The following is a 22,800-nucleotide window of genomic DNA, read 5'->3' on the forward strand; positions in this document are numbered from 1 at the left end:
CAGGCTACCATTCAGGGCGCAGGCGGTGATGCGCTCCCCTGTGCCACGCTGCTTCCGGTCTTGTCCATCGCATCGGCATGTCCGAAGCGCAGGACATTGAGCGCGCGCCATACATCCCGCGCGCTGAAATCCGTCAGGCAGGGCGGTCCCTCGACGAGATCGGGGGCGATCCGGCAATGGGCGCGCTCGCACGGCGCACAAGGGCGCAGCGATTTCAATTCCAGAGCCTTGGGGCCGAAAAGGCCCGTCAGGCGCGGATTTGTCGGGCCATAAAGCCCGATCGTCGGCACCGCGAGCGCGGCCGCAAGGTGGCCGAGGCCGGAATCGACGCTCACCACCGCCTGCGCGCGCGCAATCACCGGCGCCAGCGCGGTGATGGGGCCGGGCGGCACGATCCGCACGGTCGGGATCTGGGCCGCGATGGCGGTGGCGCGCGCAGTCTCCTCCCGGCCCTGGGCGAAGATGCGGGTTTCATAGCCCCGCTCGGCCGCCATCAGGGCGAGATCGCGCCAGTGCTTCACCGGCCAGGTCTTGGTGCGCCACGTGGTGCCGTGCAGCATCACGATATAAGGCGCCGCGCTCCCCTGCCCTTCGGTGTCGGCGGGGACAGCGAGCCCGGCGTCGGCGGTCAGGCCCTCCAGGGAATAGCCGAGGCTCGCGGCGAACAGCTTGCGCAGCCGCACCGCCATATGCTCGGTTTCCGGCACCACATGGGTGGTGTGATAGGCGAAGGTCGCGAGCCCCTCGCGGGCGCTGCCCCGGGCAAAGCCATGGCGCCGTCCGCGCGCGAACAGGCCGACGGCGGCGCTCTTCATCAAGCCCTGGGCGTCGATCACCACATCATAGGGTTCCGCGCGCAAGGCGGTGCGGATCGCCGCGACGGCGCCGCTGCGCAGTGCTTCGCCGGGCGCTTTCCGCAAGCGCCGCAGCGGCACCGCAATGGCGCGCCGCACGGCGGGGTGGGATTCGACCAGGGGAACGAATGCCTCTTCCACCGCCCAATCCAGCGTGAGGCCGGGCAGGGCCCGCGCGGCGTCCGTGACCGCCGGGAACGTGTGCACCACGTCGCCGAGGGAGGACAGCTTGACCACCAGAACCTTCATGCCTGAACGGCCCGTGCCGCCGCCAGAACCTCTTCGGGGGCGATGACTTCAAGGCACGCCAGGGTGCCAAGCGGGCATTCGCGCTTGTGGCACGGGCGACAGGGCAGCTCGCGCGCCACGACGCGGGACCGGGGGCCGGTGGGCGGCGTCATCTTTTCCGAGCTGGAGCCATAGATCACCACCAGGGGCCGGTCGAGCGCGCCGGCCACGTGCATGAGGCCGGAATCGTTCGAGACCACCACATCCGCCATGCCCAGCAAAGCGGCGGCATCCATCAGCGTGGTCTTGCCGGCGATATTGTCCACCGGCACACCGCTCTGCTTGACGATCTGCCCGGCGATGGACACATCCTTCGGCCCGCCGAGGATGCGCACGCGATAGCCCGCCTCCACGGCCCGCGCGGCGAGGCGGGCGAACTTGGTGGCCGGCCATTGCTTGGCGGGGCCATATTCGGCGCCGGGGCAGAGCACCATGACAGGCCCCTCCCCCTCCAGCGGAAAACGCCCCGCCGCCGCCTCTCGCGCGCCGTCGGGCAGGAAAAGCGTGGGCCGGGGCGCGGCCAATTGGTCGCCGCGCGGAGCCCCGAGGGCCACGAAACGATCGATCGTGCGCGCGGTCTTGCGATCCCGGTCGGGCCGCGAATCCGTCAGCAGGAGGCTGCGTCCCTCGGCGGCATAGCCGATGCGCTCGGGAATGCCGGCGGCGAAGGGCACGATGGCGGCCTTGAAGGCGCGCGGCAGGATGATGGCCTTGCCATAGCCTTCCTTGCGCAGCGCGCGCCCGGCCTTCCAGCGCTCCATCAGCCCGAACTCGCCATGGCCGAGGCCGAGGGGAATGGTCCGGCGGACGCCGCGGATGAGCCGCGCGATCGGCAGGGAGGCCGGCGGCGCGATCACATCGACGGGGCGGCCGGGATCGCGGATGCGCAGGCTTTCGATCAGGCTCGCCGCCATCACCATGTCCCCGACCCAGGACGGGCCGACAAGCAGGATGGGCGAATAGGAACCGATGGCGCGCATTTTTTGCTCACTTGGACGTGCGCGTCTTGGCAAGACGCGCGGTGCCCGTCAAGGCGCGATCCCGTGACGACATCCCAGCCGCCCGAGGTGGAGCGCGCAGCCGCGCCAGGATCGGATCGCCGGCACGATTGAAACGGAAGTGTTCGCGGCGTACGCCGCAATAAAACCGGCGGCAATAAAAAAGGCGCCGGAAACCCGGCGCCTCTTCGCAGTCTTGCGAGGAAGACGGACGATCACGCCGCCTTGTTGAGGGTCTTTTCCACGCCGGCCTTGATCGGCTCGGAGGATTCGGTCGCGATCTTCTGCGCGAGGGCCGACAATTCCTTGGCCTGGCCGGAGAGGGCGTCGAACTGGTGGCGCAGATGCGCGGTGGACAGTTCCACCGCCTCGGCCGCCGACTTCGCCGAAACCACGGAGGCGAAGAAATCGAACGCGGCGTTCACGTTCGAGCGCAGGATTTCGAGCGACTTGAGATTGTATTCGGAGACACCCTTGCTGGCGGTCGAATAGCTGTCTTCGAGGATGTCGGAGGTCTGCGTTGCGGCCGCCTTGAGCTTCTCGTAATTGTCACGATAGCTCTCGACGCTCTTTTCCGCCATTTCGCGGAACGCGGCCGGAACTTCCATCTTGGCGAACGCGCCGTTGGCGGCGGTCATCTGGTCCTGGAAGGCTTTGGCAAAGGTGTCGTTCATTGTTTCCTCGGCGGTGGCTTGGCTTCAATTCAGGCCCGCGCAGGCCGAAAAGCACGCTCGAACATTGCCAAAGCGACTTTTCTGCCCTCAGCCTCGACCCCGCGACACTATACCTCAAAAGTGTGCGGCACAAAAATAATTTTTGCGCCGCACAACGACATCCGCCGGATTTCTTCAGTAAGTGCGGTTCGGATCGTGGGGCTGCTCGAACTGGCTGGCGGCCTGCTGGGTCGCAGCCTGCGCGTCGTGGGCAGCGGCGGTGCCGGCGGCCTGGGCGGCTTCGGCGGTGGACTTGGCATGTTGCGCTGCGGCAGCACCGAGGGCCTGGACCCGTTCCGCCAGCGCGCGGGCGTGCTCATCGAGCGAGCGGACAGTGGATTCCCCAAGGTTGCGGGCGTCCGAACCGAGCGCCGCGGCCTGGCTGGCGACGGCCTGAACCTGGGCGGTGACGAATTCGGCCTGCAGGGAAAGCACTTCCTGGGGGCTCTTCGCGCGCACCAGCTTGTTCAGGAAGTCGAAGCTGGCATTCACGTTGGATTCGACCAGCCCGAGGGTTTTCTGACGCAGCTCGCGGATGCCGGAGCGCACTTCCTCGATCCGCCCTTCCGACTCGTTCACGGCGCTGCGCGCCGTATCGAACAAGGTATCGAAGGCCTGGCGCGCCTGCGTAACGTTCTTTTCGGCAATGGCCCTCAATTCCGCGGGCAGCTCAAGATCGGGACCCAGTTTCGTGGTCATCGTCGTCACTCCTCGGGCTTTTGGGGAGATCAGCCAACGGCGCCGGCCGCTCCAACCGCATCTTAGTCTATCTCAGCCTATGCGCCGCAATATGAAACATTAATGCGACGGCTACGCGTTTGCGGTACTGTTAAGGTTTATCTGCGAACCTAGAATGCCGGTTGCTGGGATCCAGGTCGAGATGGTACGGCCGAAAAACAAGGGGTGTCATTCGCGGTGATGAGCGAACACACGTCGCGCCTCTTGGCACTGAACGAACCCGCGCTTGCACCCCTGCGGCGCGACGATCTCCCCTCCTTCCTGGTATCGATCCGGGAGGGCAAGATCATTGCCGCCACCGCCGCCTGCGCAAGGCTTGGACTTCATGAAGATCAGCCGGCGCCGAAGTCTGTCCTCGACATCATGCGACAGGTCGCCGCCAGTTCCAACGGCGTGCGACATCTGGAGCGGGTGCGCCTGCCGGCGCAGTTCACCACGCGCATGTTCTCCTGCGCGAGCCTCTCCTCGCCGCTCGGACGGCTCGTGCTGTTTGTCGATCCCGAGGCGCTCGCGCCGCAGCCCCATCAGCCCGTGCGCGAGGCGCCCGCAGCGGAGGCAAGGGACATGACACAGGAGCCGCGCCCGGTCCGCTTCACATGGGAGACGGATGACGCGGGCGTGATCCGCTTCCTGTCGGAATCCGCCGTGGACGGGCTCGGCCTGCGCCTCGGCGGGTGGCTGGGGCGCAGCTTCCGGCAATTGGCGGACGCCGGCCTGCTGCGCGACAGCACGGCGATCGAGGCGGCGATCCAGGCGGGCTCGAGCTTCGCCGACGTCCTGGTCCACACGCAGGAGCCGCACCCGCGCCGGATCGTGCTCGGCGGCATGCCGCTGCTGGACGGGATGCGGCGGCGCACGGGGGTGCGCGGATTTGGAATCCTGTGGCCGCCTTCCGCCTTCGATGATACGCCGGCGGGCATGGGCAAGGGTGGTGAGCGCGACGAGGCGCCGGTAAATGTCGTGCCGCTGCGGGGCGGACCTCTCACGCAGCGGGAGCGATCCGCGTTTCACGAGATCGCCCGCACGCTCCACGAGGCGGTGAACGGCTGGAACGCGCCGCAGGGCGCGCGCGATGTTGTCTCGCGCGATGCGGTTTCGCACGATGCGGTCTCGCGCGAGGGTTTGGGCCGGCAGCCGCACGCGGATGACGGCGCCGCGCCAGAAGGTCCTCAAGACGCACGCACCGAGTGGGAATGGCCATCCGATGGGCGCCGCAGCGAACACGCGGGCGACGACGCGGAGGCCGCGCCGCCGGGAACAGGGGCAGCGGATCGGCGCGCCGCGCCCGCCGAGGCGGAGCCCGATGAAATTCCTGCCGCCCCTCCCCATTCCCCTCTGTTCCATTCCCCTGCGCTTCATACCCCTGCGCCCCCGGCACCCGGCCCGGACGAGATGGCCGCCGCAGCGGCGAAATTCGCCGATGACAGGGTCGAGGACATGGATGCCCGTCCGCGCGCGTTGGCCGTTCCGGCGCCGGGCGCCGGGCGCGGCGCGGTTGAATCGGCCGACAGCCTGCTGGACCGGCTGCCGATCGGGATCGCGGTTCAGCAGCAGGGCCAGTTCGTGCGCGTCAACCGCACCATCCTCGGCTGGGCGGGCGTGCCCGACGCGCAGGAGTTCCAGCGCACGGGTGGTGTTGCCTCGCGTCTGTGGCGTGTGGACACCGGCGGACAACTCCACTTTGCCCGCGTGGACGGCGCGCCGCTGCCGGTGGAGGTGCGCCTTGTCTCCGTGCCGTGGAACGGGGAAACCGCCCTCGTCCATCTCGTGCGGGCGATCGAGGCGGCAGCGCCGGACGCGGCCGGCGTTCCCGCGCGCGGCGCACACCGCGCGCGGCACGAGGCGCTGGACCTCATTCCGGTGCCCGTTGCCCTGCTGGATGCCTCCGGAAAGGTGGACTATCTGAACCGCGCGGCGCTGCGCATGGGGAGCCTGGACGCGGACGCGCGGGTCGGCACCGCCTTCGCCACGCTTTTCCGCACCGAGGACCGGCATCTGGTGGACGCCTTGTTCGCCTCGGCGGCGCGCGCGGAGGATGGGCGCGTCAGCACCTCCGGCGTTCGGCTTCAGGATGGCGAGGGCCGCGCGCCGCTGGAGGTGACGATCGCGCGGACCGAGCGCTCCGCCGACGAGCTTCCCGCCTTCTGCGCCGTCTTCCGCGAGACTCCGGCGCCGCTCGAGGCTGCCGCGACGCGCGCAATGCAGGATAGCGATGCGCTGCTGCGCCGGCTCTCCCACGGCGTGCGCGAGCCTTTGAACGTGATGTTCGGCTTCGTGGAAGCGGTGCGTTCCGGGGCGTTCGGCGCCATCGGCACGCGCCGCTACAGCAAGCTTGCGGAAGGCGCCGTGCTCGCGGGACGCCAGCTGATGGCCACGCTGGAGGATATCGAGGGCCTGATCGCGCCTCCCGGCGCCCCCGTCCGCACGGTGCTGGACGTGAACGCGCTGGTGGACGATGCGGTGGCCCATCTGGCCGGCATGGCGCAACGCCGCCGCATCCTGATCCGGCGCGACTTCAACCCGCAGGCCACGATCTGCTGCGATGCCGCCCGCACCGCGCAGATGCTGCGCCTGCTGCTGGAAGAAGCCCTGCGCGGCACCCCCGAGGGGCAATTTGTGCTGATCTCGACCCTCGCGGAGCCCAGCGAGGCGGAAGGCGCCATGACCTCCGTGGCGGTGCTGATCCGCGACGAAGGGGCGAGCCTCTCGGAGGAGGAAATCGCGCAGGCGCTGGATGTCACCCGCCCTGCCGCGGTCGCCGACCGCTTCGGAACCGCCGGCCTGCCGTTCCGCATGGCGCGGATTGCCGCACTGGCGCGCAGCGTCGGCGGAACGCTGAACCTGCGGCGCGGTATCGAGGGCGGGATGCTCAGCGAACTGCGCCTGCCGAAGTGAACGCCCGCCGCCATTTCCGTTGCGTCGGCCCGGGGCGTGTAAAATAGAACAATTCGAAGGTTTAGTTTTAAAGCCTTCCAATGTCGCCTGCCGATCCCACATTGACGGGGTGATGGCATTGACGAGGCGCGCAGGCGTCTGCCAGAAATAACACAGTTATGGTGTTGTTTAGAGCTTCTCTAAGCAACGGAGATCTTGGTCGAGCCATGATCGTTTGTTCGTGCAACGTGTTTTCTGATCATCAGGTCCGCGACGCCCTGGCCTCGTCGGGCGGCGCCCGCTCGCCGGGCGAAGTGTATCGCTGCCTGGGCTGTTCGCCGCAGTGCGGACGGTGCGCGCGTACTATTCGCGCCATCATGGATCAGGTACAAAGCTCGTGCTCGTCCTGCCCCGCCGAATGCCCGGCGGCTGCCCTCACCGGCCGGCTTATCGCGGCGGAATAAGGGAAAGCACGGAGTAGCCGCAGGCTTGTTCTTAGTTTAGAGCTTCTCTAACTATATTTCCAGTGAGACGGCCCGGTGCGGCGCCGCTTTAAGGAGTTGTGGACATGAAGGGTGATGCCAAGGTCATCGAGTATCTGAACCGGGGCCTTCGTTCGGAGCTCACCGCGATCAACCAGTACTGGTTGCATTACCGCATGCTCGACAACTGGGGATACAAGGCCCTGGCCAAGAAGTGGCGCGCCGAATCCATCGAGGAGATGGTGCACGCCGACAAGTTCGTGGACCGCATCCTGTTCCTCGACGGCTTTCCAAACCTCCAGGTGCTCGACCCGCTGCGCATCGGCCAGGACGTGAAGGAAATTCTCGACGCGGATCTCGCCGCCGAGCAGGAAGCCCGCGCCCTGTATCAGGAAGCTGCGGCTTACTGCCATTCGGTGAAGGATTTCCCGAGCCGCGACCTGTTCGAAGAGCTGATGACCGACGAGGAAGGGCATATCGACTTCCTCGAAACCCAGCTCGACCTCGTCGCCAAGCTCGGCCTGCCGCTCTATGCGCAGCATCACATCGGCGAGCTCGACGAGCACTGAGCCTATTTGCTGCGATGTTTTGAAAGCCCGGCGTTTTCGCCGGGCTTTTTCTTTTCCGGCTCCGGAACTTCTTGTTTAGATATGCTCTAACCTTTTGTGTTCACACGCTCTTTCGTTGACGTTGCGTAGGATGGCGCGCTAGCGATCAAGCAGAGATTGGCAGTTTGCGTGCTGCCGCATCGCTTGGTGAGGCGTGTCGATGTCCAAGAAAGCTTGGTCCGGAAAAGTTTGCTCCCCGCTCCTTCTCGCCGCCTGCGGGTGGGCCGTGTTGGCGGCCGCGCCCGTCCGCGCCGAAGAAGTGGTGAACGTCTACACGACCCGCGAGCCCGGTCTTTCCGCACCGCTGTTCGACGCCTTCACCAAAGCCACCGGAATCACGGTCAACAGCGTGTTCGTGAAGGATGGGCTGGCCGAGCGCGTGAAGGCGGAAGGCGCCGCCTCCCCCGCCGACGTTCTGATGACCGTCGACGTGGGCAATCTGCTGGACGTGGTGGACGCAGGCGTGACCCAGCCGGTGGAAACCCCGGCCCTCACCGCCGCAGTGCCGGCCAATCTGCGCGATCCGGCGGGCAATTGGTACGCCCTCTCCATGCGCGCCCGCCTGGTCTATGAGGCGAAGGACGTGAAGCTGGCCGATTTCCATTATGAGGATCTCGCCGATCCCAAATGGAAGGGCAAGGTCTGCATCCGCTCGGGCCAGCATCCCTATAATGTGGCGCTGACCGCCGCCTATATCGTCCATCACGGCGAGGCGAAGACCGAGGACTGGCTGCGCGGCCTCAAGGCCAATCTCGCCCGCAAGGCCACCGGCGGCGACCGCGAAGGCGCGCGGGACATCCTCGGCGGCATCTGCGACATCGCGGTCGGCAATTCCTATTATGTCGGGCTCATGCGCTCCGGCATGGGCGGGCCGGAGCAGAAGAAGTGGGGCGACGGCATCGACGTGGTGCTGCCCACCTTCGAGGGCGGCGGCACCCATGTGAACGTGTCCGGCGCGGCCGTGGCGAAGAATGCGCCCAACAAGACCAATGCCATCAAGCTGCTGGAATTCGCCGTCTCGCCCGACATGCAGCACATCTATGCCCAGCAGAATATGGAATATCCCATTCTCGCCGGCGCCAAGGTCGATCCCATCATCGGCGCGCTCGGCCCGCTGAAGGTCGATCCCATCTCGCTTGTCGACATCGCCAAGGCGCGCAAGAAGGCCAGCGAGCTGATCGACAAGGTCGGCTTCGACAATTGATCGCCGCGCAAACGTGAGCGACGCCACTTTCGAGCAGAATCCAGGGACCCTGCCCGGCCATAAATCCCTCAAGTTGCCGGGCACGGCGAAAGTGTCCCGGCTTCTGCTTGGGGCGGGCGCCGTGGCCGGGTTCGTTCTGCTGCCGGTGGTCGCGCTGGTCGAGATCGCGTTGCAGGGGTCCGGCGATCTGTGGCCGCACCTCGTCGAATCGGTTCTGCCGGTCGCCCTCGGGCAGACCCTCGCCCTGCTGGTCGGCGTGGGCATCGCGACCGTTCTGATGGCCGTGCCGTGCGCCTGGCTGGTGGCGACCTGCGACTTTCCCGGCCGCAAGCTGCTCGACTGGGCGCTGCTGCTGCCGCTCGCGGTGCCGAGCTATATCGTCGCCTATTCCTATCTCGACGTGCTGCACCCCCTCGGACCGGTGCAGAGCGCGATCCGCTGGGCGCTCGGCATTTCCAGCCCGCGCGGCCTCCATCTGCCGGACGTGCGCTCGGTGGGCGGGTGCATCTTCGTGTTGAGCTGCGTGCTGTACCCCTATGTTTACTTTTCCGCCCGCGCGAGCTTCATCGTGCAGTCGGCGGCGGCGCTGGAGGTGGCGCGCACGCTCGGCGCGAGCCGCATGCGCACCATCCTGCGCGTCGCCCTGCCTCTGGCGCGCCCGGCCATCGTCGCCGGCGTCACGTTGGTGCTGCTGGAGGCGCTGGGCGATATCGGCGCTTCCGAATTCCTCGGCATGCGCACCCTGACGGTGTCCATCTACACCACATGGGTGAACCGGGCGAACCTGCCGGGCGCGGCCCAGATCGCTTTGGTGATGCTGGTGCTGGTGCTCGCGGTGATCCTGACGGAGCGCTGGGCGCGCCGCGGGGCGCGCTATGTCGCCACCGGCTCGACGCGCCCGCAGGCACCGCTGCGCCTCGCCGGGGGCGCGGGGATCGCCGCCACGGCGTTCTGCTGCCTGCCGATCCTGCTCGGATTCGTGGTGCCGGTGCTGCATCTGGCCAGCGCCGCGGCGCAGCGCATCGAGTTCAGCGGATTTTCCGGCGGCATCCTGATTGAAACCCGCAACAGCGCCTTGCTTGCCCTTTCCGGCACGCTGGTGGCGCTCGCGCTCGGATCGGTGGTCGCCATGGCCCAGCGGCTGACGCGCGCGCGCCTGGCGGTGTGGTTCGCGCGCATCGCCGGCCTCGGCTATGCCGTGCCGGGAACCGTGCTCGCCATCGGACTGCTGACGCCGCTCGCCGGCTTCGACAATGCGGTGAACCGGGCGATGACCTCCCTGTTCGGCGTGTCCACTGGCCTGCTGATCTCGGGCTCGGGCGCGGCGCTGGTGATCGCCTATGCCATCCGCTTCCTCACCATTCCCATCGGCGGGCTGGAGGCGGGCTATTCCAAGCTTTCGCTGCATCTCGACATGGCGGCGCGCAGCCTCGGCTGCTCGCGACGGGCGACCGTGCGGCGCATCCATCTGCCGCTACTGCGCCCGGCGCTGGCCACAGCCGCCCTCATGGTGTTCGTGGACGGCATGAAGGAACTGCCGGCGACGCTGCTGCTGCGGCCGCTCGGCGTCGAGACGCTGGCGACGCATATCTACGCGGAAGCCGCCCGCAGCACCTATGAGGACGGGGCGCTGGCGGCTTTGCTGATCGTGCTGGTGGGACTGGCGCCGGTGATCCTGCTGGCGCGGGTCTCGCGGGCCGGGGTCCCGACCTCCACCAGCCGCAGCCCCGTGAGCCCGAGCCCGGCGTCCGATCCGCGCTGAAGGCCGCATTGCGCGGCCGGACCGGTCTCAGGGACCGGGCGATCTCAAACGCAAAGGCGTGCCGCGGGGATCGCCCACGGCACGCCCAGTCTTGCCTTGACGCCCAGTCTTGCCTTGACGCCCAGTCTTGCCTTGACGCCCAGTCTTGCCTTGACGCCCAGTCTTGCCTTGCGCTCTTTCTCAGCCGACAGGCGCTCAGCTGCGCAGGCTCAGCAGATCCTGGTACTGGAACAGCGCCTCGGGGTTTGCGAGGGCGTCGGTGTTCTTCACCGGCCGCCCGTGGACGATCTCGCGGACCGCAAGCTCGGTGATCTTGCCCGAGCGCGTGCGGGGAATATCGTCCACCTGCACCACCTTGGCGGGCACATGGCGCGGGCTGGCGCCGGTGCGGATCTGGCCCTTGATGCGGGCGATCAGCGCGTCGTCCAGCGTGACGCCCTCGCGCAAGCGCACGAACAGCACCACGCGCACGTCATTGTCCCAATCCTGGCCGATGGCGACCGATTCCATCACTTCCGGGATCTGCTCCACCTGGGCGTAGATCTCCGCCGTGCCGATGCGCACGCCCTGCGGGTTCAGCGTGGCATCCGAGCGGCCGAGGATGATGATGCCGCCATGTTCGGTCCACATGGCGAAGTCGCCATGGCACCAGATGTTCGGGAAGCGCTCGAAATAGGCGGCGTGATACTTCGCGCCCTCCGGATCGTTCCAGAACTTCACGGGCATGGAGGGGAAGGGCTTGGTGCAGACCAGCTCGCCGCGCTCCTGGCGCACCGGCACACCCTCTTCCGACCACACGTCCACCGCCATGCCGAGCCCGGCCGCCTGGATCTCGCCGGCCCACACGGGCGCCGTCGGATCGCCCAGCACGAAGCAGGAGATGATGTCCGTGCCGCCGGAGATGGAGGCCAGATGCACGTCCTTCTTGATGGCCTCATAGACATATTCGAAGCCCTCGGGCGCCAGCGGCGAGCCCGTGGAGGTGATCAATTTCACCGACGACAGGTCATGGGTGTCGCAGGGCCGCACGCCTTCCTTGTGCAGCGAGTCGATATATTTGGCCGAGGTGCCGAACAGGGTGAACTTCTCGTCCTGGGCATAATCGAACAACACCTGCGGGTTCGGGGCGAAGGGCGAGCCGTCGAACAGGCACAGGGTCGCGCCGATGCCGAGCCCGGAGACCAGCCAGTTCCACATCATCCAGCCGCAGGTGCTGAAATAGAACAGCCGGTCGCCGGCGTTGAGGTCGCACTGGTAGCGGTGCTCCTTCAGATGCTGGAGCAAGGTCCCGCCGACGCCGTGCACGATGCACTTGGGCACGCCCGTCGTGCCGGAGGAGAAGGCGATATAAAGCGGCTGGTTGAACGGCACCCGCTCGAACGTGACGGCGGCGGGCGTGAACGGCGCGATGAAGGCGGGGAAGGTGGCGGCGCGGGGCAGTTTCGCGGCCACCTCGTCGGCGCACTCCAGATAAGGCACGATGACGACCTTGTGGGCGGTCGGCAGTCCGGCCGCCACCTGCACCAGCTTGTCGCCGATATCGACCCGCTTGCCGTTGTACCAATAGCCGTCGCAGGCGAAGAACACCTTGGGCTCGATCTGGCCGAACCGATCCAAGACGCCGCGCTCGCCGAAATCGGGAGAACACGAGGAGAAGATCGCGCCGAGCGAGGTGACGGCGAGCATGATGGCGACCGTTTCCGGCATGTTCGGCATCATGGCGGCCACCCGGTCGCCGACGCCGACCCCCTCCGCCTTCAGCGCCTGCTGGATGCGGGAGGTCAAGGCATGCAGTTCATCGAAGGACAGGCGCTTTTTCACCTTGTCCTCGCCGCGGAATACGATGGCCGTCTCCGCGCCCTGCCTGCGCAGGAGGTTTTCGGCGAAATTCAGCTTGGCATCGGGGAAGAATTGCGCGCCCGGCATCTTGTCGCCATTGACGAGGCGCTGCACGCCCTTTTCGCCGATCACGGCGCAGTCGTCCCACACCATGTCCCAGAAGTCCGCCGGGTTGGCGATGGTCCAGGCGTGAAGGTCGGCATAGGACGCAAGAGACTGGCCGTGCTTGGCATTGACCGCGCCGATCAGCGCCGTGACATGGGTGCGAGCGATGCGCTCGGCATCCGGTTTCCACAGCAGGTGTTCCCGTTGAGTCACGATGCCCTCCCTGAATTTGCCGCCGCGTGCCACGACGGTTGGATGCTGCCTAAGACATAGCCCCTGGATAAGCCGTCTGCTAGCGGGTCCCGCAGGGCGCACAGCCATCAAACCGACACAGACCCCGAAGAATGTCCCAGCTCCCTGGGAGAAGTGATAGAAGCTTTCGGCTCGGTGCGGCACGAGCTCAGTCCCAAACCCGAAGACCGGATGAATACGTGGTGAATTTCGGTGCAACGGCCCGGCGGCTGATGTTGATTCTGGCCGCGACCGCATGTGTGCTCGCAGCCGTGTGCGTCGCCGCCATGGTCCTGGTTCCCGCCCTGGTGCCGGCCCACGAAGTGCGGCGCCTCGCGGGTGAAGCGCTGTCGCGCGCAACCGGAGGGGTCGCCCGGATCGCCGACGCGAACGCGGATCTCGATGCGGAGGCGCCCGGCGTGGCGCTGTTGCCCTCGCCGCGCCTGATCCTCGGCAAGTTTGCGGTCGCATTCGACGATGGCGCCGCGCTGGATGCCGAAGGCGCGGTTGCGCGCCTGCGCCTGCTGCCGCTGCTGTTCGGCCAGATGGAAGTGGCGGACATCACCCTGCTTCGCCCGACCCTTCTCATGACCGGCCAGCGCCTTCCCCGCGCGTTGCGACTCGGCCCGCTGGTGGAAGAGCTGGACGTTCCCGAACTGCGGTTGCGCGGCGGCACCATCGCCATGCGCAACGCCGAGGGCCTCACGCAGGAGCTGATCAACGACATCGACGCCTCGCTCGACCGTTCTTCCGGCACGGCCCTGGCGCTGACCCTGGGTTTCACATGGCGCGACCGGCAGGTCGAAGGCCGCATCGCCATCGCCGATGCCGCTGCCTTCCTCGCCGGCCAGGCGAGCGAAAGCCGGATCGATCTTTCCACCGGAACCTCCTGGGTGCGCTTCCGCGGGCTCGCGGCGGGCGGGGCCTCGCCCAGCCTGCTTGGCGATGCCTCCGGCGAGACCAACGCCCTGCGCGGCCTGCTCGACTGGATCGAGCTGCCGACGCCCACCTCGGGCGGGTTCGGCCGCTTCTCCTTTTCCGGCAAGATTTCCGCGACCCCCCGGGAAATCTCCCTGACGCCCGCCAATGCGGAGCTGGATGGCAATCGCAGCGAGGGGGCGCTCTCGGTCAAGCTCGACGGTCCGCGCCCCTCGGTGCAGGGCACCTTCGCCGCCGACAGCCTGAATGTCACGCCCTACGGGCGGCTGGTGCTGACCGATGAGAGCGGCACCGGATGGGACCGCGGCGCGCTTTCCACCGACGGCCTGAAGGCGATGGACGTGGATCTGCGGCTTTCCGCCGGAACCGTGCGCGCCGAGGACCGGACGTTCGAGCGCGTCGCCACCAGCGCCACCCTGCGCGCGGGCCGGCTGGTTCTGGCGCTCGGCAATGTGCAGGCCTGGGGCGGCGCGGTGCGCGCCTCCCTGACCCTCGCGCCGCGCCCCGATGCCGCCGACGGCATCCTGGTCCATCTGGAAGGCGACGCCATGGATGTCGCGCTGGACCAGGCGCTCGACGATCTGGCTGGCCTGCGCAAGCTGGAAGGCAAGGGCGATCTCCAGCTGCTGCTGGAAGGCTCCGGCGAGAGCGTCTTCGAGATCGCGCAGAGCCTGAATGGCCGCGTGGCCCTCTCGGGCAAGGCCGGCGCCGTGGTCGGGCTGGATGTGGCGCAAGTGCTCAAGCGCATCGAGCAGCGGCCCCTGTCCGCCGGTGGCGACCTGCGCGGCGGCCGCACCGCCTATGATACGCTGGCGGCGAAACTCTCGATCACCAAGGGCATGGCGAACGTGGACGAGGGGCGGCTTGAGGCGAAGCAGGTGCGCGTCAGCGTCAGCGGCACCGTCTCGGTCATCCTGCGCGACCTGGACCTGCACGGCCAGGCGGGCCTGCTGCCCCCTGCCGGCGCGAACGGCGAAAAGCTGGCGTTCGATCTGCCCTTCCTGGTGCAGGGCCCCTGGACCAGCCCCAATGTGATGATCGACCCGCAGAGCCTCATTCGCCGGTCAGGGGCGGCGCAGCCCTTGCTCGACGCGGTGCGCGCGCGCGGCTCCGGCGAAGCCGCCGTGCGCTCGGTGATCGAGCAATTGGCGAAACCCTCGTCCGCGACCCTGCCCGCGAACTGACCTCACCCCTCGACCGCGACGTCGGGCGGAAGCGGGCTCGAGCGCTCGCGCCACGGCACGACCGGCGCCTCCTGCGAGAGCTGCGGCTTCATGCCATCGCTCCGCAGGCGCGCGAACAGGAAATGATCCTCCCAGGTGCCGTTGATGCACAGATACTCGCGCGCATATCCTTCGGAAACGAACCCGAGCTTCTGAAGCAGCCGGATGGAGGCGGCGTTGTGCGTCATGCACGCGGCCTCGATGCGGCGCAGGTGCAGCACGTCGAAGGCGACCGGGATCACGGCGGCGACGGCCGCCGTCATATAGCCGCGCCCGGCATGGCGCGCGCCCATCCAATAGCCGAGGCTCGCGGCCTGGCACACGCCGCGCCGCACGTTCGACAAGGTGAGCCCGCCGACCAGGCAATCGTCCGCCGCGCGGAAAATGAAAAGCGGATAGGCTTCGTCGCGCTGCATGTCGCGGGCATAGTGCCGAAGGCGGCGCCGAAAGGCGCCCTTCGTCAGGTCGTCCACCGGCCAGAGCGGCTCCCACGGGGTGAGAAAGTCGCGGCTTTCTTCCCGCAGCGCCTGCCAGCTCGCAAAGTCCTTCATCTGGGGCACACGCAGATACACGCCCTCGCCCATGATCGCGTGCAACACGCTTTGCTCGAAGACAGAACTGAACAACCACATGCGCGAGTCCGCCACAGCGAGGAATGACGTGCGTCACCGCATCGTCAAACGTTCCACCACCCGTGCAGCCGGTTCAAGCCCCTTCCCCGGCCCGATCGCCGATAAGGTGGGGCGTGCGTTGGCCAGCAGGTCGCGTGCGCTGGCGCGCACGCTTTCCACGGTGACGGCTTCGACTTTCGCGACGATCTCCTCCACCGGGATGATCCGGTCGAACCCGAGGATCTGCCGCGCCGCCTGATCGGCCCGCGCGCCGGAGCTTTCCTGCGCGGTCAGGACACCGACCTTCATCTGCGCCTTGGCGCGGTTCACTTCCACGTCGCTCGCGCCGTCCGCCAGGGCGAGCAATTGGTCGATGACCACATCGGTCAATTCGCCGACATCGCCCTGGTCGGTGCCCGCATAGATGCCGAACAGGCCGGTATCCGCATAGGCCCAGTGAAAGGCGTAGATCGAATAGCACAGGCCCCGCGTCTCGCGCACTTCCTGGAACAGGCGCGAGGACATGCCCCCGCCGAGCACGTTCGTCAGCACTTGCAGCGCGTGATAGCCGGGATCGGTATAGGAGCGCCCCTCAAGCCCCAGCACGATATGCACCTGCTCCAGATCGCGCGGCGTGAGCACGGTTCCGCCGCCATAAACAGCCGGAGGGGTCGCCAGCTTCTGCCCCGGGCCGATGGCGCGCAGCCGCTCGGTCGCCTCGCGCACCAGATGGTCGTGATCCACCGCGCCGGACGCCGACACCACCATGCGCGGGCCGCGATAGCTGCGCTCCAGATAGGCGCCGAGCCCGGTGGGATTGAAGCCGCGCACCGTCTCCGGCGTGCCGAGGATGGACCGCCCGATGGCCTGGTCCGGGAACGCGCGTTCCTGGAACAGGTCGAACACGAGATCGTCGGGGGTGTCCTGCACCGCGCCGATTTCCTGCACGATCACGTTCTGCTCGCGCACCAGTTCGTCCGGCGCGAAGGCGGGCTCGGTGAGGATGTCGGAGAGGATGTCCAGCCCGAGCCCGAGATCCTCGCCCAGCACGCGCACGTTATAAGACGTGTGCTCGACGGAGGTGGCGGCATTGATGTCGCCGCCCACCTGCTCGATTTCCTCGGCGATGCGGCGGGCCGAGCGCCGCCGCGTGCCCTTGAACGCCATGTGTTCGAGCAGGTGCGAGATGCCGTGCTCGTTCTCCTGCTCGTCGCGCGCGCCCGCCCCCACCCAGATGCCGAGCGAGACCGTGCCGAGATGCGGCATGGGATCGGAAAGGACGGTGACGCCGTTGTCGAGAATGGTCCGCGCGACGCTCATGCCGCGGCGCCCGAGGTGATGCGGGAATGACCGGAGATGAAGCCTTCGATGGCGGCGAGATCATTGGGCAGAATGGTGGTCTTCTCCTTGCGGGTCATCAGGTCCGCCATGTGGGCGGGCAGCGCGGGGCGCTTGCCGGTGGCGGCTTCCACCACGTCCGGGAACTTGGCCGGATGGGCGGTGGACAGGATCACCTGCGGAATGCGGGGATCGTGCTCCACCTTGCCGGCCACGGCGAGGGCGACGGCGGTGTGAGGATCGATCACATAGCCCGCCTCGCGATAGGTGCGGGTGATCGTGGCGAGCGTCTCCGGCTCGTCCGCCCGCCCGGCGGAGAATTCCCCGCAGATCGCGGCCTCAGCCTCGCGCGGCAGGGTGAAGGCGCCCGACTGGGTCAGCGAGGCCATCAGCTGGCGCAGCACGGCGGAATCGCGGTCGAGCGCCTCGAACAGGACGCGCTCGAAATTCGACGAGACCTGGATGTCCATGGAGGGCGAGGACGAGGGCTGCACGCCGCGCACCTCATAGCGCCCGCTCTCCAGCGTGCGGGCGAGGATGTCGTTCACATTGGTCGCGATGGTGAGATCGTGGATCGGCAATCCCATGCGCTTGGCCACCCAGCCGGCCAGGATGTCGCCGAAATTGCCCGTGGGCACGACGAACGACACTTCCCGCGCCGGGGCGCCGAGCGCCGTGGCGGCATAGAAATAATAGACCACCTGGGCGACGATGCGCGCCCAATTGATGGAATTCACCCCCGCGAGCGCCATGCGGTCGCGGAAGCCGTGGTGATTGAACATGCCCTTCACCAGGGCCTGGCAATCGTCGAACGTGCCTTCCACCGCGATCGCGTGGACATTGTGCGCGCCCACCCCGGTCATCTGCCGGCGCTGCACCTCCGACACGCGGCCGTGCGGATAGAGGATGAACACGTCCACCGCGTCGGACTGGCGGAACGCCTCGATGGCGGCGCTGCCCGTGTCTCCCGAGGTGGCGCCGACGATGGTGGCGCGCGCGCCACGGGCCGAGAGCACATGATCCATCAGCCGCGACAGCAGCTGCATGGCGACGTCCTTGAACGCCAGGGTCGGGCCGTGGAACAGCTCCAGCACGAAGCGGTTCGGGCCGAGCTGGACCAGGGGCGTGGTGGCCGGGTGGCGGAAATGGCGGTAGGCATCCTCGATCATCAGATCGAGGGCGGGCTGGGGGATGGCGCCGGCCACGAAGGGAGAGATGATCTTGCGGGCCACTTCCGCATAGGGCCGGCCCGCGAGCGCGGCGATTTCCGCGGCGGAGATCGTCGGCCAGGATTCCGGCACATAAAGGCCGCCGTCACGGGCAAGACCCGCCAGCAGGGCATCGGCGAAGGACAAAGGCGGCGCCTCGCCGCGCGTGGACACGTACAGCACTCATGTTCTCCGGGCATCGGCGTCCTCGGACGCCCCCAACCTAACCCCGCGGAGCCGTTGCGGGAAGGCGCGGGCTCAACGATGCCCCGCCTGTGCGCCGCGTCTTATCCGGCATTGCGCCGTGAAGCCAGCCCGCCGCGGCCCGGCGGCATGCAAATGCGCACATGGAGGCGGCGTCGGCGGCGCTACCGAAAGCGGCCCCGATCTGATACAGGGCTCGCCTTGCCGAAAACGAAAAGAGCGCCGCGATGATCCCCCGCTACAGCCGCCCGGAAATGGCCAGCCTCTGGTCCCCTGAAGCGCGTTTCCGCATCTGGTTCGAGATCGAGGCCCATGCCGCCGATGCCATGGCCGAGCTTGGCATCGTGCCGAAGGAGGCCGCCGCCAAGATCTGGGCGCTGGGCCGGGACGCCGAGTTCGACGTGGACCGCATCGACGCCATCGAGCGCGAGGTGAAGCACGACGTCATCGCCTTCCTCACCCATCTGTCCGAGATCGTCGGCCCCGAGGCGCGGTTCGTGCACCAGGGCATGACCTCGTCCGACGTGCTGGATACCTGCCTCGCGGTGCAACTGGCCCGCGCCTCGGACCTGCTGATCGCCGACATCGACCATCTGCTGGCGGTGCTGGAGCGCCGCGCGTTCGAGCACAAGCTGACCCCCACCGTCGGCCGCTCGCACGGCATCCATGCCGAGCCCACCACCTTTGGCATCAAGCTCGCCATCGCCCATGCCGAATTCCAGCGCGCCCGCGTGCGGCTGGTGGCGGCGCGGGCGGAAATCGCGACCTGTGCCATCTCCGGGGCCGTGGGCACCTTCGCCCATGTGGACCCGCGCGTGGAAGAGCATGTCGCGGCCAAGATGGGACTGAGCGTGGAGACCGTCTCCACCCAGGTGATCCCGCGCGACCGCCACGCCATGTTCTTCGCGACCCTCGGCGTGATCGCCTCTTCGGTGGAGCGGCTGGCCACCGAGATCCGCCATCTGCAGCGCACCGAGGTGCTGGAGGCGGAAGAATATTTCTCCGAGGCGCAGAAGGGCTCCTCGGCCATGCCGCACAAGCGCAACCCGGTGCTCACCGAAAACCTCACCGGCCTGGCCCGCATGGTGCGCGCCTATGCGCTGCCGGCCATGGAAAATGTGGCGCTCTGGCACGAGCGCGACATCTCCCATTCCTCGGTCGAGCGCATGATCGGCCCGGACGCGACCGTGACGCTGGACTTCGCCCTGGCCCGGCTCGCCGGCGTGGTGGACAAGCTGGTGGTGCATGCCGACAACATGCAGAGGAACATGGACAAGCTCGGCGGGCTCATCCATTCGCAGCGCGTTCTGCTGGCGCTGACCCAGAAGGGCGCCAGCCGCGAGGACAGCTATCGCCTCGTCCAGCGCAACGCGATGCGCGTGTGGCGCGGCGAAGGCGATTTCCGCACCTTCCTGCTGAACGACGCGGATGTGCGCAAATATCTGAGCGAGGACGACATCAACGAGAAGTTCGACCTCGGCTATCACCTGAAGCACGCCGATACCATCTTCAAGCGCGTGTTCGGCCACGCCTGAGGCGCGCGCGCCTACCGCGAAAACAAAAATGCCCGGGCTTGCCCGGGCATTTTCATTTCAAAACCGCTGAAGCGCGAAATCAGCCGATGGCGCGGTCGCGGACCGGCACGCCCTTTTCCTCGAACAGGGGGATCAACTCGCCGGCCTGGAACATCTCGCGCACGATGTCGCAGCCGCCGAGGAACTCACCCTTCACATAGATCTGGGGAATGGTCGGCCAGCTGGCATAGTCCTTGATGCCCTGACGCAGCTCGTCGGATTCCAGGACGTTGATGCCCTTATAGGCGACGCCGACATGGTCCAGGATCTGCACGACCTGGCCGGAAAAGCCGCACATGGGAAACTGCGGCGTGCCCTTCATGAACACGACTACGTCGTTGTCCTTGACCTCACGGTCGATGAATTCGCGAATGCTCATGGATCAATTCCACACTGGTGGCGGCGTGATGACCGTCCTGCCTGAGAAGATCGGTGGTCGGCGCGCAAAGCGCAAGATGCCACCGGATGGATCCTTTACGGCCGCGCGCAGGCCCTCAGGCCGTCGCCGGCGCCGAGGTCTTCAGCGCCAGGGCGTGGAGCACGCCGCCCATGTTGCCCTGGAGCGCGGCATAGACCATCTGGTGCTGCTGAACGCGGCTCTTGCCGCGAAACGCCTCCGACACGATGGTCGCCGCATAATGGTCGCCGTCGCCGGCGAGATCCTCGATGGAGATCTGGGCGTCGGGCAGCGCGCTCTTGATGAGCCGCTCGATGTCGCGAGAATCCATGGCCATGGGTGTATTCCTTCGCTGGAAGCGCCGCTGTCGAAGCCGTTGGCCTTCAGGACATGGAGCTCATGTAAATGGGCAGCCAGCTCTCGTGACGATCCCGCAGGGCTTCCACGAATATTGAGCGATCGCCGGGCAGGATCAAGCGGTCGCCGCCGGTCTTGCCGATCTTGGTGATGGGCACGCCCGCCGCTTCCGCCCGCCGCACGATATCGCTGCCCTGCCCGTGCGCGGCGGTCACCACATAGCGCGCCTGATCCTCGCCGAACCAGAAGGCATGGGGGGCCATGTTGCAATGGCTGTCCACGGCGGCGCCGAGATTGCCCGCCATGGCCATTTCGGCGACCGCCACCAGAAGACCGCCGTCCGAGACGTCATGGGCGGCGCTCACGAGGCCGTCGAGAATCAGCGCGCGCACGAAATCGCCGTTGCGCTTCTCCGCGACGAGGTCGACCGGGGGCGGCGCACCCTCCTCGCGTTCGCAGATCAGGCCGAGATAGATCGAGGCGCCGAGCCAGCCCTCGGTCTTGCCGATCACATAGATCGGCTCGCCGGCAGCCTTGAAGGCGAGGCTCATGGTCTTGGAGAGGTCGTCGATCAGCCCGACGCCGCCGATCGTGGGGGTCGGCAGGATGCCCTTGCCGTTGGTCTCGTTGTAGAGGCTGACATTGCCCGAGACGACCGGGAAATCCAGCGCCTCGCAGGCCGCGCCGATGCCCTTCACGCAGCCGACGAACTGGCCCATCGTGTCCGGCTTCTCGGGATTGCCGAAATTGAGGTTGTCGGTGACGGCGATGGGGGTCGCGCCCACGGCGGTGAGATTGCGCCACGCTTCGGCCACCGCCTGCTTGCCGCCCTCGAAGGGATCGGCCTCGCAATAGCGCGGCGTCACGTCCGTGGTGAGGGCGAGCGCCTTCGGCCCCTCCTCGATACGCACCACGGCCGCGTCGCCGCCGGGCTTCTGCACCGTATTGCCGAGAATGAGGTGGTCATACTGCTCCCAGACCCAGCGCTTCGAGCACAGATCGGGCGAGGACAGCATCTGCTCCAGGGCGTCGGCGAGGGTCACGCTGGTCGGCACATCCGCCGCCGTCAGCACGGGACGCGGCGGCGTCTCATTGAACGGGCGATAATATTCGGGAGCCTCGTCGCCGAGTTCCTTGATGGGAAGATCGGCTTCCACCACGCCCTTGTGCTTCACCACGAAGCGCAGGGTGTCGGTGGTCTTGCCCACAACGGCGAAGTCCAGGCCCCATTTCTTGAAAATGGCTTCGGCCTCGGCCTCCTTGCCGTCGGCGATCACCATGAGCATGCGCTCCTGGCTCTCCGACAGCATCATTTCATACGCGCTCATGCCGGTTTCGCGGCAGGGCACGGCATCGAGGTTCAATTCCACCCCGAGGTCGCCCTTGGCGCCCATCTCGACCGCGGAACAGGTGAGGCCGGCGGCGCCCATGTCCTGGATCGCGACCACGCAGCCCGCCTTCATGATCTCCAGGCAGGCTTCCAGCAGCAGCTTTTCCGCGAACGGGTCGCCGACCTGCACGGTCGGGCGCTTCTCCTCGGCGTCGGCGCCGAACTCGGCCGAGGCCATGGTCGCGCCATGGATGCCGTCGCGCCCGGTCTTCGAGCCGAGATAGACGATGGAACGGCCGACGCCCGCCGCGGCCGCGTAGAAGATTTCATTGCTCCTGGCGAGGCCCACCGCCATGGCATTGACCAGGATGTTGCCGTTGTAACGCCCGTGGAAGCCGATCGAGCCGCCCACGGTCGGCACGCCGAACGAATTGCCATAGCCGCCGATGCCCGCGACCACGCCCGCCAACAGCTGACGGGTGCGCGGGTGGTGGCAATTGCCGAAGCGCAGGGCGTTCAGCGCGGCGATCGGCCGGGCACCCATGGTGAAGACGTCGCGCAGGATGCCGCCGACCCCCGTTCCCGCGCCCTGGTAGGGCTCGATGAAGGAGGGGTGGTTGTGGCTCTCCATCTTGAACACCACGGCGAGGCCGCCGCCGATGTCCACCACGCCGGCATTCTCGCCGGGTCCCTGGATCACGCGCGGGCCGGTCGTCGGCAGGGTGCGCAGCCAGACCTTCGAGGATTTATAGGAGCAATGCTCGTTCCACATGGCGGAAACGATGCCGAGCTCGGTGATCGTGGGTTCGCGCCCGATCAATTCGACGAAGCGCTGATACTCGTCCGGCTTCAGGCCATGCTCGGCCACCAGTTCGGGCGTGATGCGCGGGGTATTCGGGATCATGTTCACGGGTGCGATCCAA

General features: G+C 67.3%; 18 protein-coding genes. 7 read left to right on the top strand and 11 right to left on the bottom strand.

Annotated elements, in window-relative coordinates; all coding sequences use genetic code 11:
- Positions 1-11 precede the first annotated feature (11 nt).
- The 4 genes from waaC to V5F84_RS13510 all read right to left on the bottom strand — a co-directional run bounded on the left by waaC (position 12) and on the right by V5F84_RS13510 (position 3,552).
- A complete protein-coding gene (gene waaC / locus V5F84_RS13495) occupies positions 12-1,103 on the bottom strand; it encodes a lipopolysaccharide heptosyltransferase I (protein ID WP_394043377.1) in 1,092 nt (363 codons plus the stop codon).
- On the bottom strand, positions 1,100-2,122 hold the full coding sequence (gene waaF / locus V5F84_RS13500) for a lipopolysaccharide heptosyltransferase II (RefSeq protein WP_394043376.1): 1,023 nt from the start codon (positions 2,120-2,122) through the stop codon (positions 1,100-1,102). The genes waaC and waaF overlap by 4 nt, the downstream gene beginning before the upstream one ends.
- 233 nt (positions 2,123-2,355) lie before the next feature.
- Positions 2,356-2,814 carry a phasin gene (locus V5F84_RS13505; protein ID WP_394043375.1) on the bottom strand — a complete coding sequence of 153 codons (459 nt, stop codon included), beginning with the start codon at positions 2,812-2,814 and terminating at the stop codon, positions 2,356-2,358.
- Between the two features lie 174 nt (positions 2,815-2,988).
- A complete protein-coding gene (locus V5F84_RS13510; protein ID WP_394043374.1) occupies positions 2,989-3,552 on the bottom strand; it encodes a phasin family protein in 564 nt (187 codons plus the stop codon).
- Positions 3,553-3,771: 219 nt separating this feature from the next.
- Between V5F84_RS13510 and V5F84_RS13515 the strand changes: the two genes are divergently transcribed.
- The 5 genes from V5F84_RS13515 (at position 3,772) to V5F84_RS13535 (ending at position 10,521) form a co-directional block, all read left to right on the top strand.
- Complete coding sequence (locus V5F84_RS13515) at positions 3,772-6,486, top strand: PAS domain-containing protein (RefSeq protein WP_394043373.1); 2,715 nt, start codon at positions 3,772-3,774, stop codon at positions 6,484-6,486.
- A gap of 206 nt (positions 6,487-6,692) precedes the next feature.
- Positions 6,693-6,929 (top strand): (2Fe-2S)-binding protein, encoded by a 237-nt coding sequence (locus tag V5F84_RS13520; RefSeq protein ID WP_348848116.1) that lies wholly within the window; start codon positions 6,693-6,695, stop codon positions 6,927-6,929.
- A 104-nt stretch (positions 6,930-7,033) separates the two neighbouring features.
- Positions 7,034-7,516: a bacterioferritin gene (gene bfr / locus V5F84_RS13525; RefSeq protein ID WP_348848115.1), complete on the top strand. Its 483-nt coding sequence runs from the start codon at positions 7,034-7,036 to the stop codon at positions 7,514-7,516.
- Between the two features lie 199 nt (positions 7,517-7,715).
- Positions 7,716-8,759, top strand: coding sequence for an extracellular solute-binding protein (locus V5F84_RS13530; RefSeq protein WP_394043371.1), 1,044 nt, complete (start codon positions 7,716-7,718; stop codon positions 8,757-8,759).
- Positions 8,760-8,880: 121 nt separating this feature from the next.
- On the top strand, positions 8,881-10,521 hold the full coding sequence (locus tag V5F84_RS13535) for an ABC transporter permease subunit (protein ID WP_509277112.1): 1,641 nt from the start codon (positions 8,881-8,883) through the stop codon (positions 10,519-10,521).
- A gap of 195 nt (positions 10,522-10,716) precedes the next feature.
- On the opposite strand, the gene V5F84_RS13540 is transcribed toward V5F84_RS13535, so the two are convergent.
- Positions 10,717-12,678 (bottom strand): acetoacetate--CoA ligase, encoded by a 1,962-nt coding sequence (locus V5F84_RS13540; protein ID WP_394043369.1) that lies wholly within the window; start codon positions 12,676-12,678, stop codon positions 10,717-10,719.
- A gap of 221 nt (positions 12,679-12,899) precedes the next feature.
- Between V5F84_RS13540 and V5F84_RS13545 the strand changes: the two genes are divergently transcribed.
- Positions 12,900-14,819, top strand: a complete 1,920-nt coding sequence (locus V5F84_RS13545; protein ID WP_394043368.1) for an AsmA family protein — start codon at positions 12,900-12,902, stop codon at positions 14,817-14,819.
- A 2-nt stretch (positions 14,820-14,821) separates the two neighbouring features.
- Here the strand turns inward: V5F84_RS13545 and V5F84_RS13550 are convergent, their stop codons facing one another.
- From V5F84_RS13550 to thrC, 3 genes are read right to left on the bottom strand one after another with little or no spacing between them, the layout of a single operon-like run.
- Positions 14,822-15,490: a GNAT family N-acetyltransferase gene (locus V5F84_RS13550; RefSeq protein ID WP_394043367.1), complete on the bottom strand. Its 669-nt coding sequence runs from the start codon at positions 15,488-15,490 to the stop codon at positions 14,822-14,824.
- 33 nt (positions 15,491-15,523) lie between these two features.
- Positions 15,524-16,789, bottom strand: coding sequence for a M16 family metallopeptidase (locus V5F84_RS13555; RefSeq protein WP_394043366.1), 1,266 nt, complete (start codon positions 16,787-16,789; stop codon positions 15,524-15,526).
- The gene (gene thrC, locus V5F84_RS13560; RefSeq protein WP_394043365.1) at positions 16,786-18,198 is read right to left on the bottom strand and encodes a threonine synthase; all 1,413 of its coding nucleotides are present in this window, start codon (positions 18,196-18,198) and stop codon (positions 16,786-16,788) included. The genes V5F84_RS13555 and thrC overlap by 4 nt, the downstream gene beginning before the upstream one ends.
- Before the next feature lie 248 nt (positions 18,199-18,446).
- On the opposite strand from thrC, the gene purB reads away from it, so the two are divergent.
- Positions 18,447-19,754 (top strand): adenylosuccinate lyase, encoded by a 1,308-nt coding sequence (gene purB / locus V5F84_RS13565; RefSeq protein ID WP_394043364.1) that lies wholly within the window; start codon positions 18,447-18,449, stop codon positions 19,752-19,754.
- Positions 19,755-19,833: 79 nt separating this feature from the next.
- On the opposite strand, the gene grxD is transcribed toward purB, so the two are convergent.
- From grxD to purL, 3 genes are all read right to left on the bottom strand, one after another.
- On the bottom strand, positions 19,834-20,172 hold the full coding sequence (gene grxD, locus V5F84_RS13570; RefSeq protein WP_348848106.1) for a Grx4 family monothiol glutaredoxin: 339 nt from the start codon (positions 20,170-20,172) through the stop codon (positions 19,834-19,836).
- Between the two features lie 115 nt (positions 20,173-20,287).
- Entirely contained in the window at positions 20,288-20,527 is a 240-nt protein-coding gene (locus V5F84_RS13575; protein WP_394043363.1) for a BolA family protein, read from the bottom strand.
- Between the two features lie 46 nt (positions 20,528-20,573).
- On the bottom strand, positions 20,574-22,781 hold the full coding sequence (gene purL, locus V5F84_RS13580) for a phosphoribosylformylglycinamidine synthase subunit PurL (RefSeq protein ID WP_394043544.1): 2,208 nt from the start codon (positions 22,779-22,781) through the stop codon (positions 20,574-20,576).
- Positions 22,782-22,800 lie beyond the last annotated feature (19 nt).

It is taken from the genome of Roseixanthobacter liquoris (assembly GCF_043195135.2).
Taxonomy (GTDB): domain Bacteria; phylum Pseudomonadota; class Alphaproteobacteria; order Rhizobiales; family Xanthobacteraceae; genus NCEH01.

Coding starts and splice junctions, on each gene's coding strand:
- V5F84_RS13510 (WP_394043374.1), bottom strand. CDS start 3,552: ATGACCACGAAACTGGGTCCCGATCTTGAGCTGCCCGCGGAATTGAGG.
- V5F84_RS13515 (WP_394043373.1), top strand. CDS start 3,772: ATGAGCGAACACACGTCGCGCCTCTTGGCACTGAACGAACCCGCGCTT.
- waaC (WP_394043377.1), bottom strand. CDS start 1,103: ATGAAGGTTCTGGTGGTCAAGCTGTCCTCCCTCGGCGACGTGGTGCAC.
- bfr (WP_348848115.1), top strand. CDS start 7,034: ATGAAGGGTGATGCCAAGGTCATCGAGTATCTGAACCGGGGCCTTCGT.
- grxD (WP_348848106.1), bottom strand. CDS start 20,172: ATGAGCATTCGCGAATTCATCGACCGTGAGGTCAAGGACAACGACGTA.
- V5F84_RS13505 (WP_394043375.1), bottom strand. CDS start 2,814: ATGAACGACACCTTTGCCAAAGCCTTCCAGGACCAGATGACCGCCGCC.
- V5F84_RS13575 (WP_394043363.1), bottom strand. CDS start 20,527: ATGGCCATGGATTCTCGCGACATCGAGCGGCTCATCAAGAGCGCGCTG.
- V5F84_RS13530 (WP_394043371.1), top strand. CDS start 7,716: ATGTCCAAGAAAGCTTGGTCCGGAAAAGTTTGCTCCCCGCTCCTTCTC.
- V5F84_RS13520 (WP_348848116.1), top strand. CDS start 6,693: ATGATCGTTTGTTCGTGCAACGTGTTTTCTGATCATCAGGTCCGCGAC.
- purB (WP_394043364.1), top strand. CDS start 18,447: ATGATCCCCCGCTACAGCCGCCCGGAAATGGCCAGCCTCTGGTCCCCT.
- waaF (WP_394043376.1), bottom strand. CDS start 2,122: ATGCGCGCCATCGGTTCCTATTCGCCCATCCTGCTTGTCGGCCCGTCC.
- purL (WP_394043544.1), bottom strand. CDS start 22,781: ATGATCCCGAATACCCCGCGCATCACGCCCGAACTGGTGGCCGAGCAT.
- V5F84_RS13555 (WP_394043366.1), bottom strand. CDS start 16,789: ATGAGCGTCGCGCGGACCATTCTCGACAACGGCGTCACCGTCCTTTCC.
- V5F84_RS13550 (WP_394043367.1), bottom strand. CDS start 15,490: ATGTGGTTGTTCAGTTCTGTCTTCGAGCAAAGCGTGTTGCACGCGATC.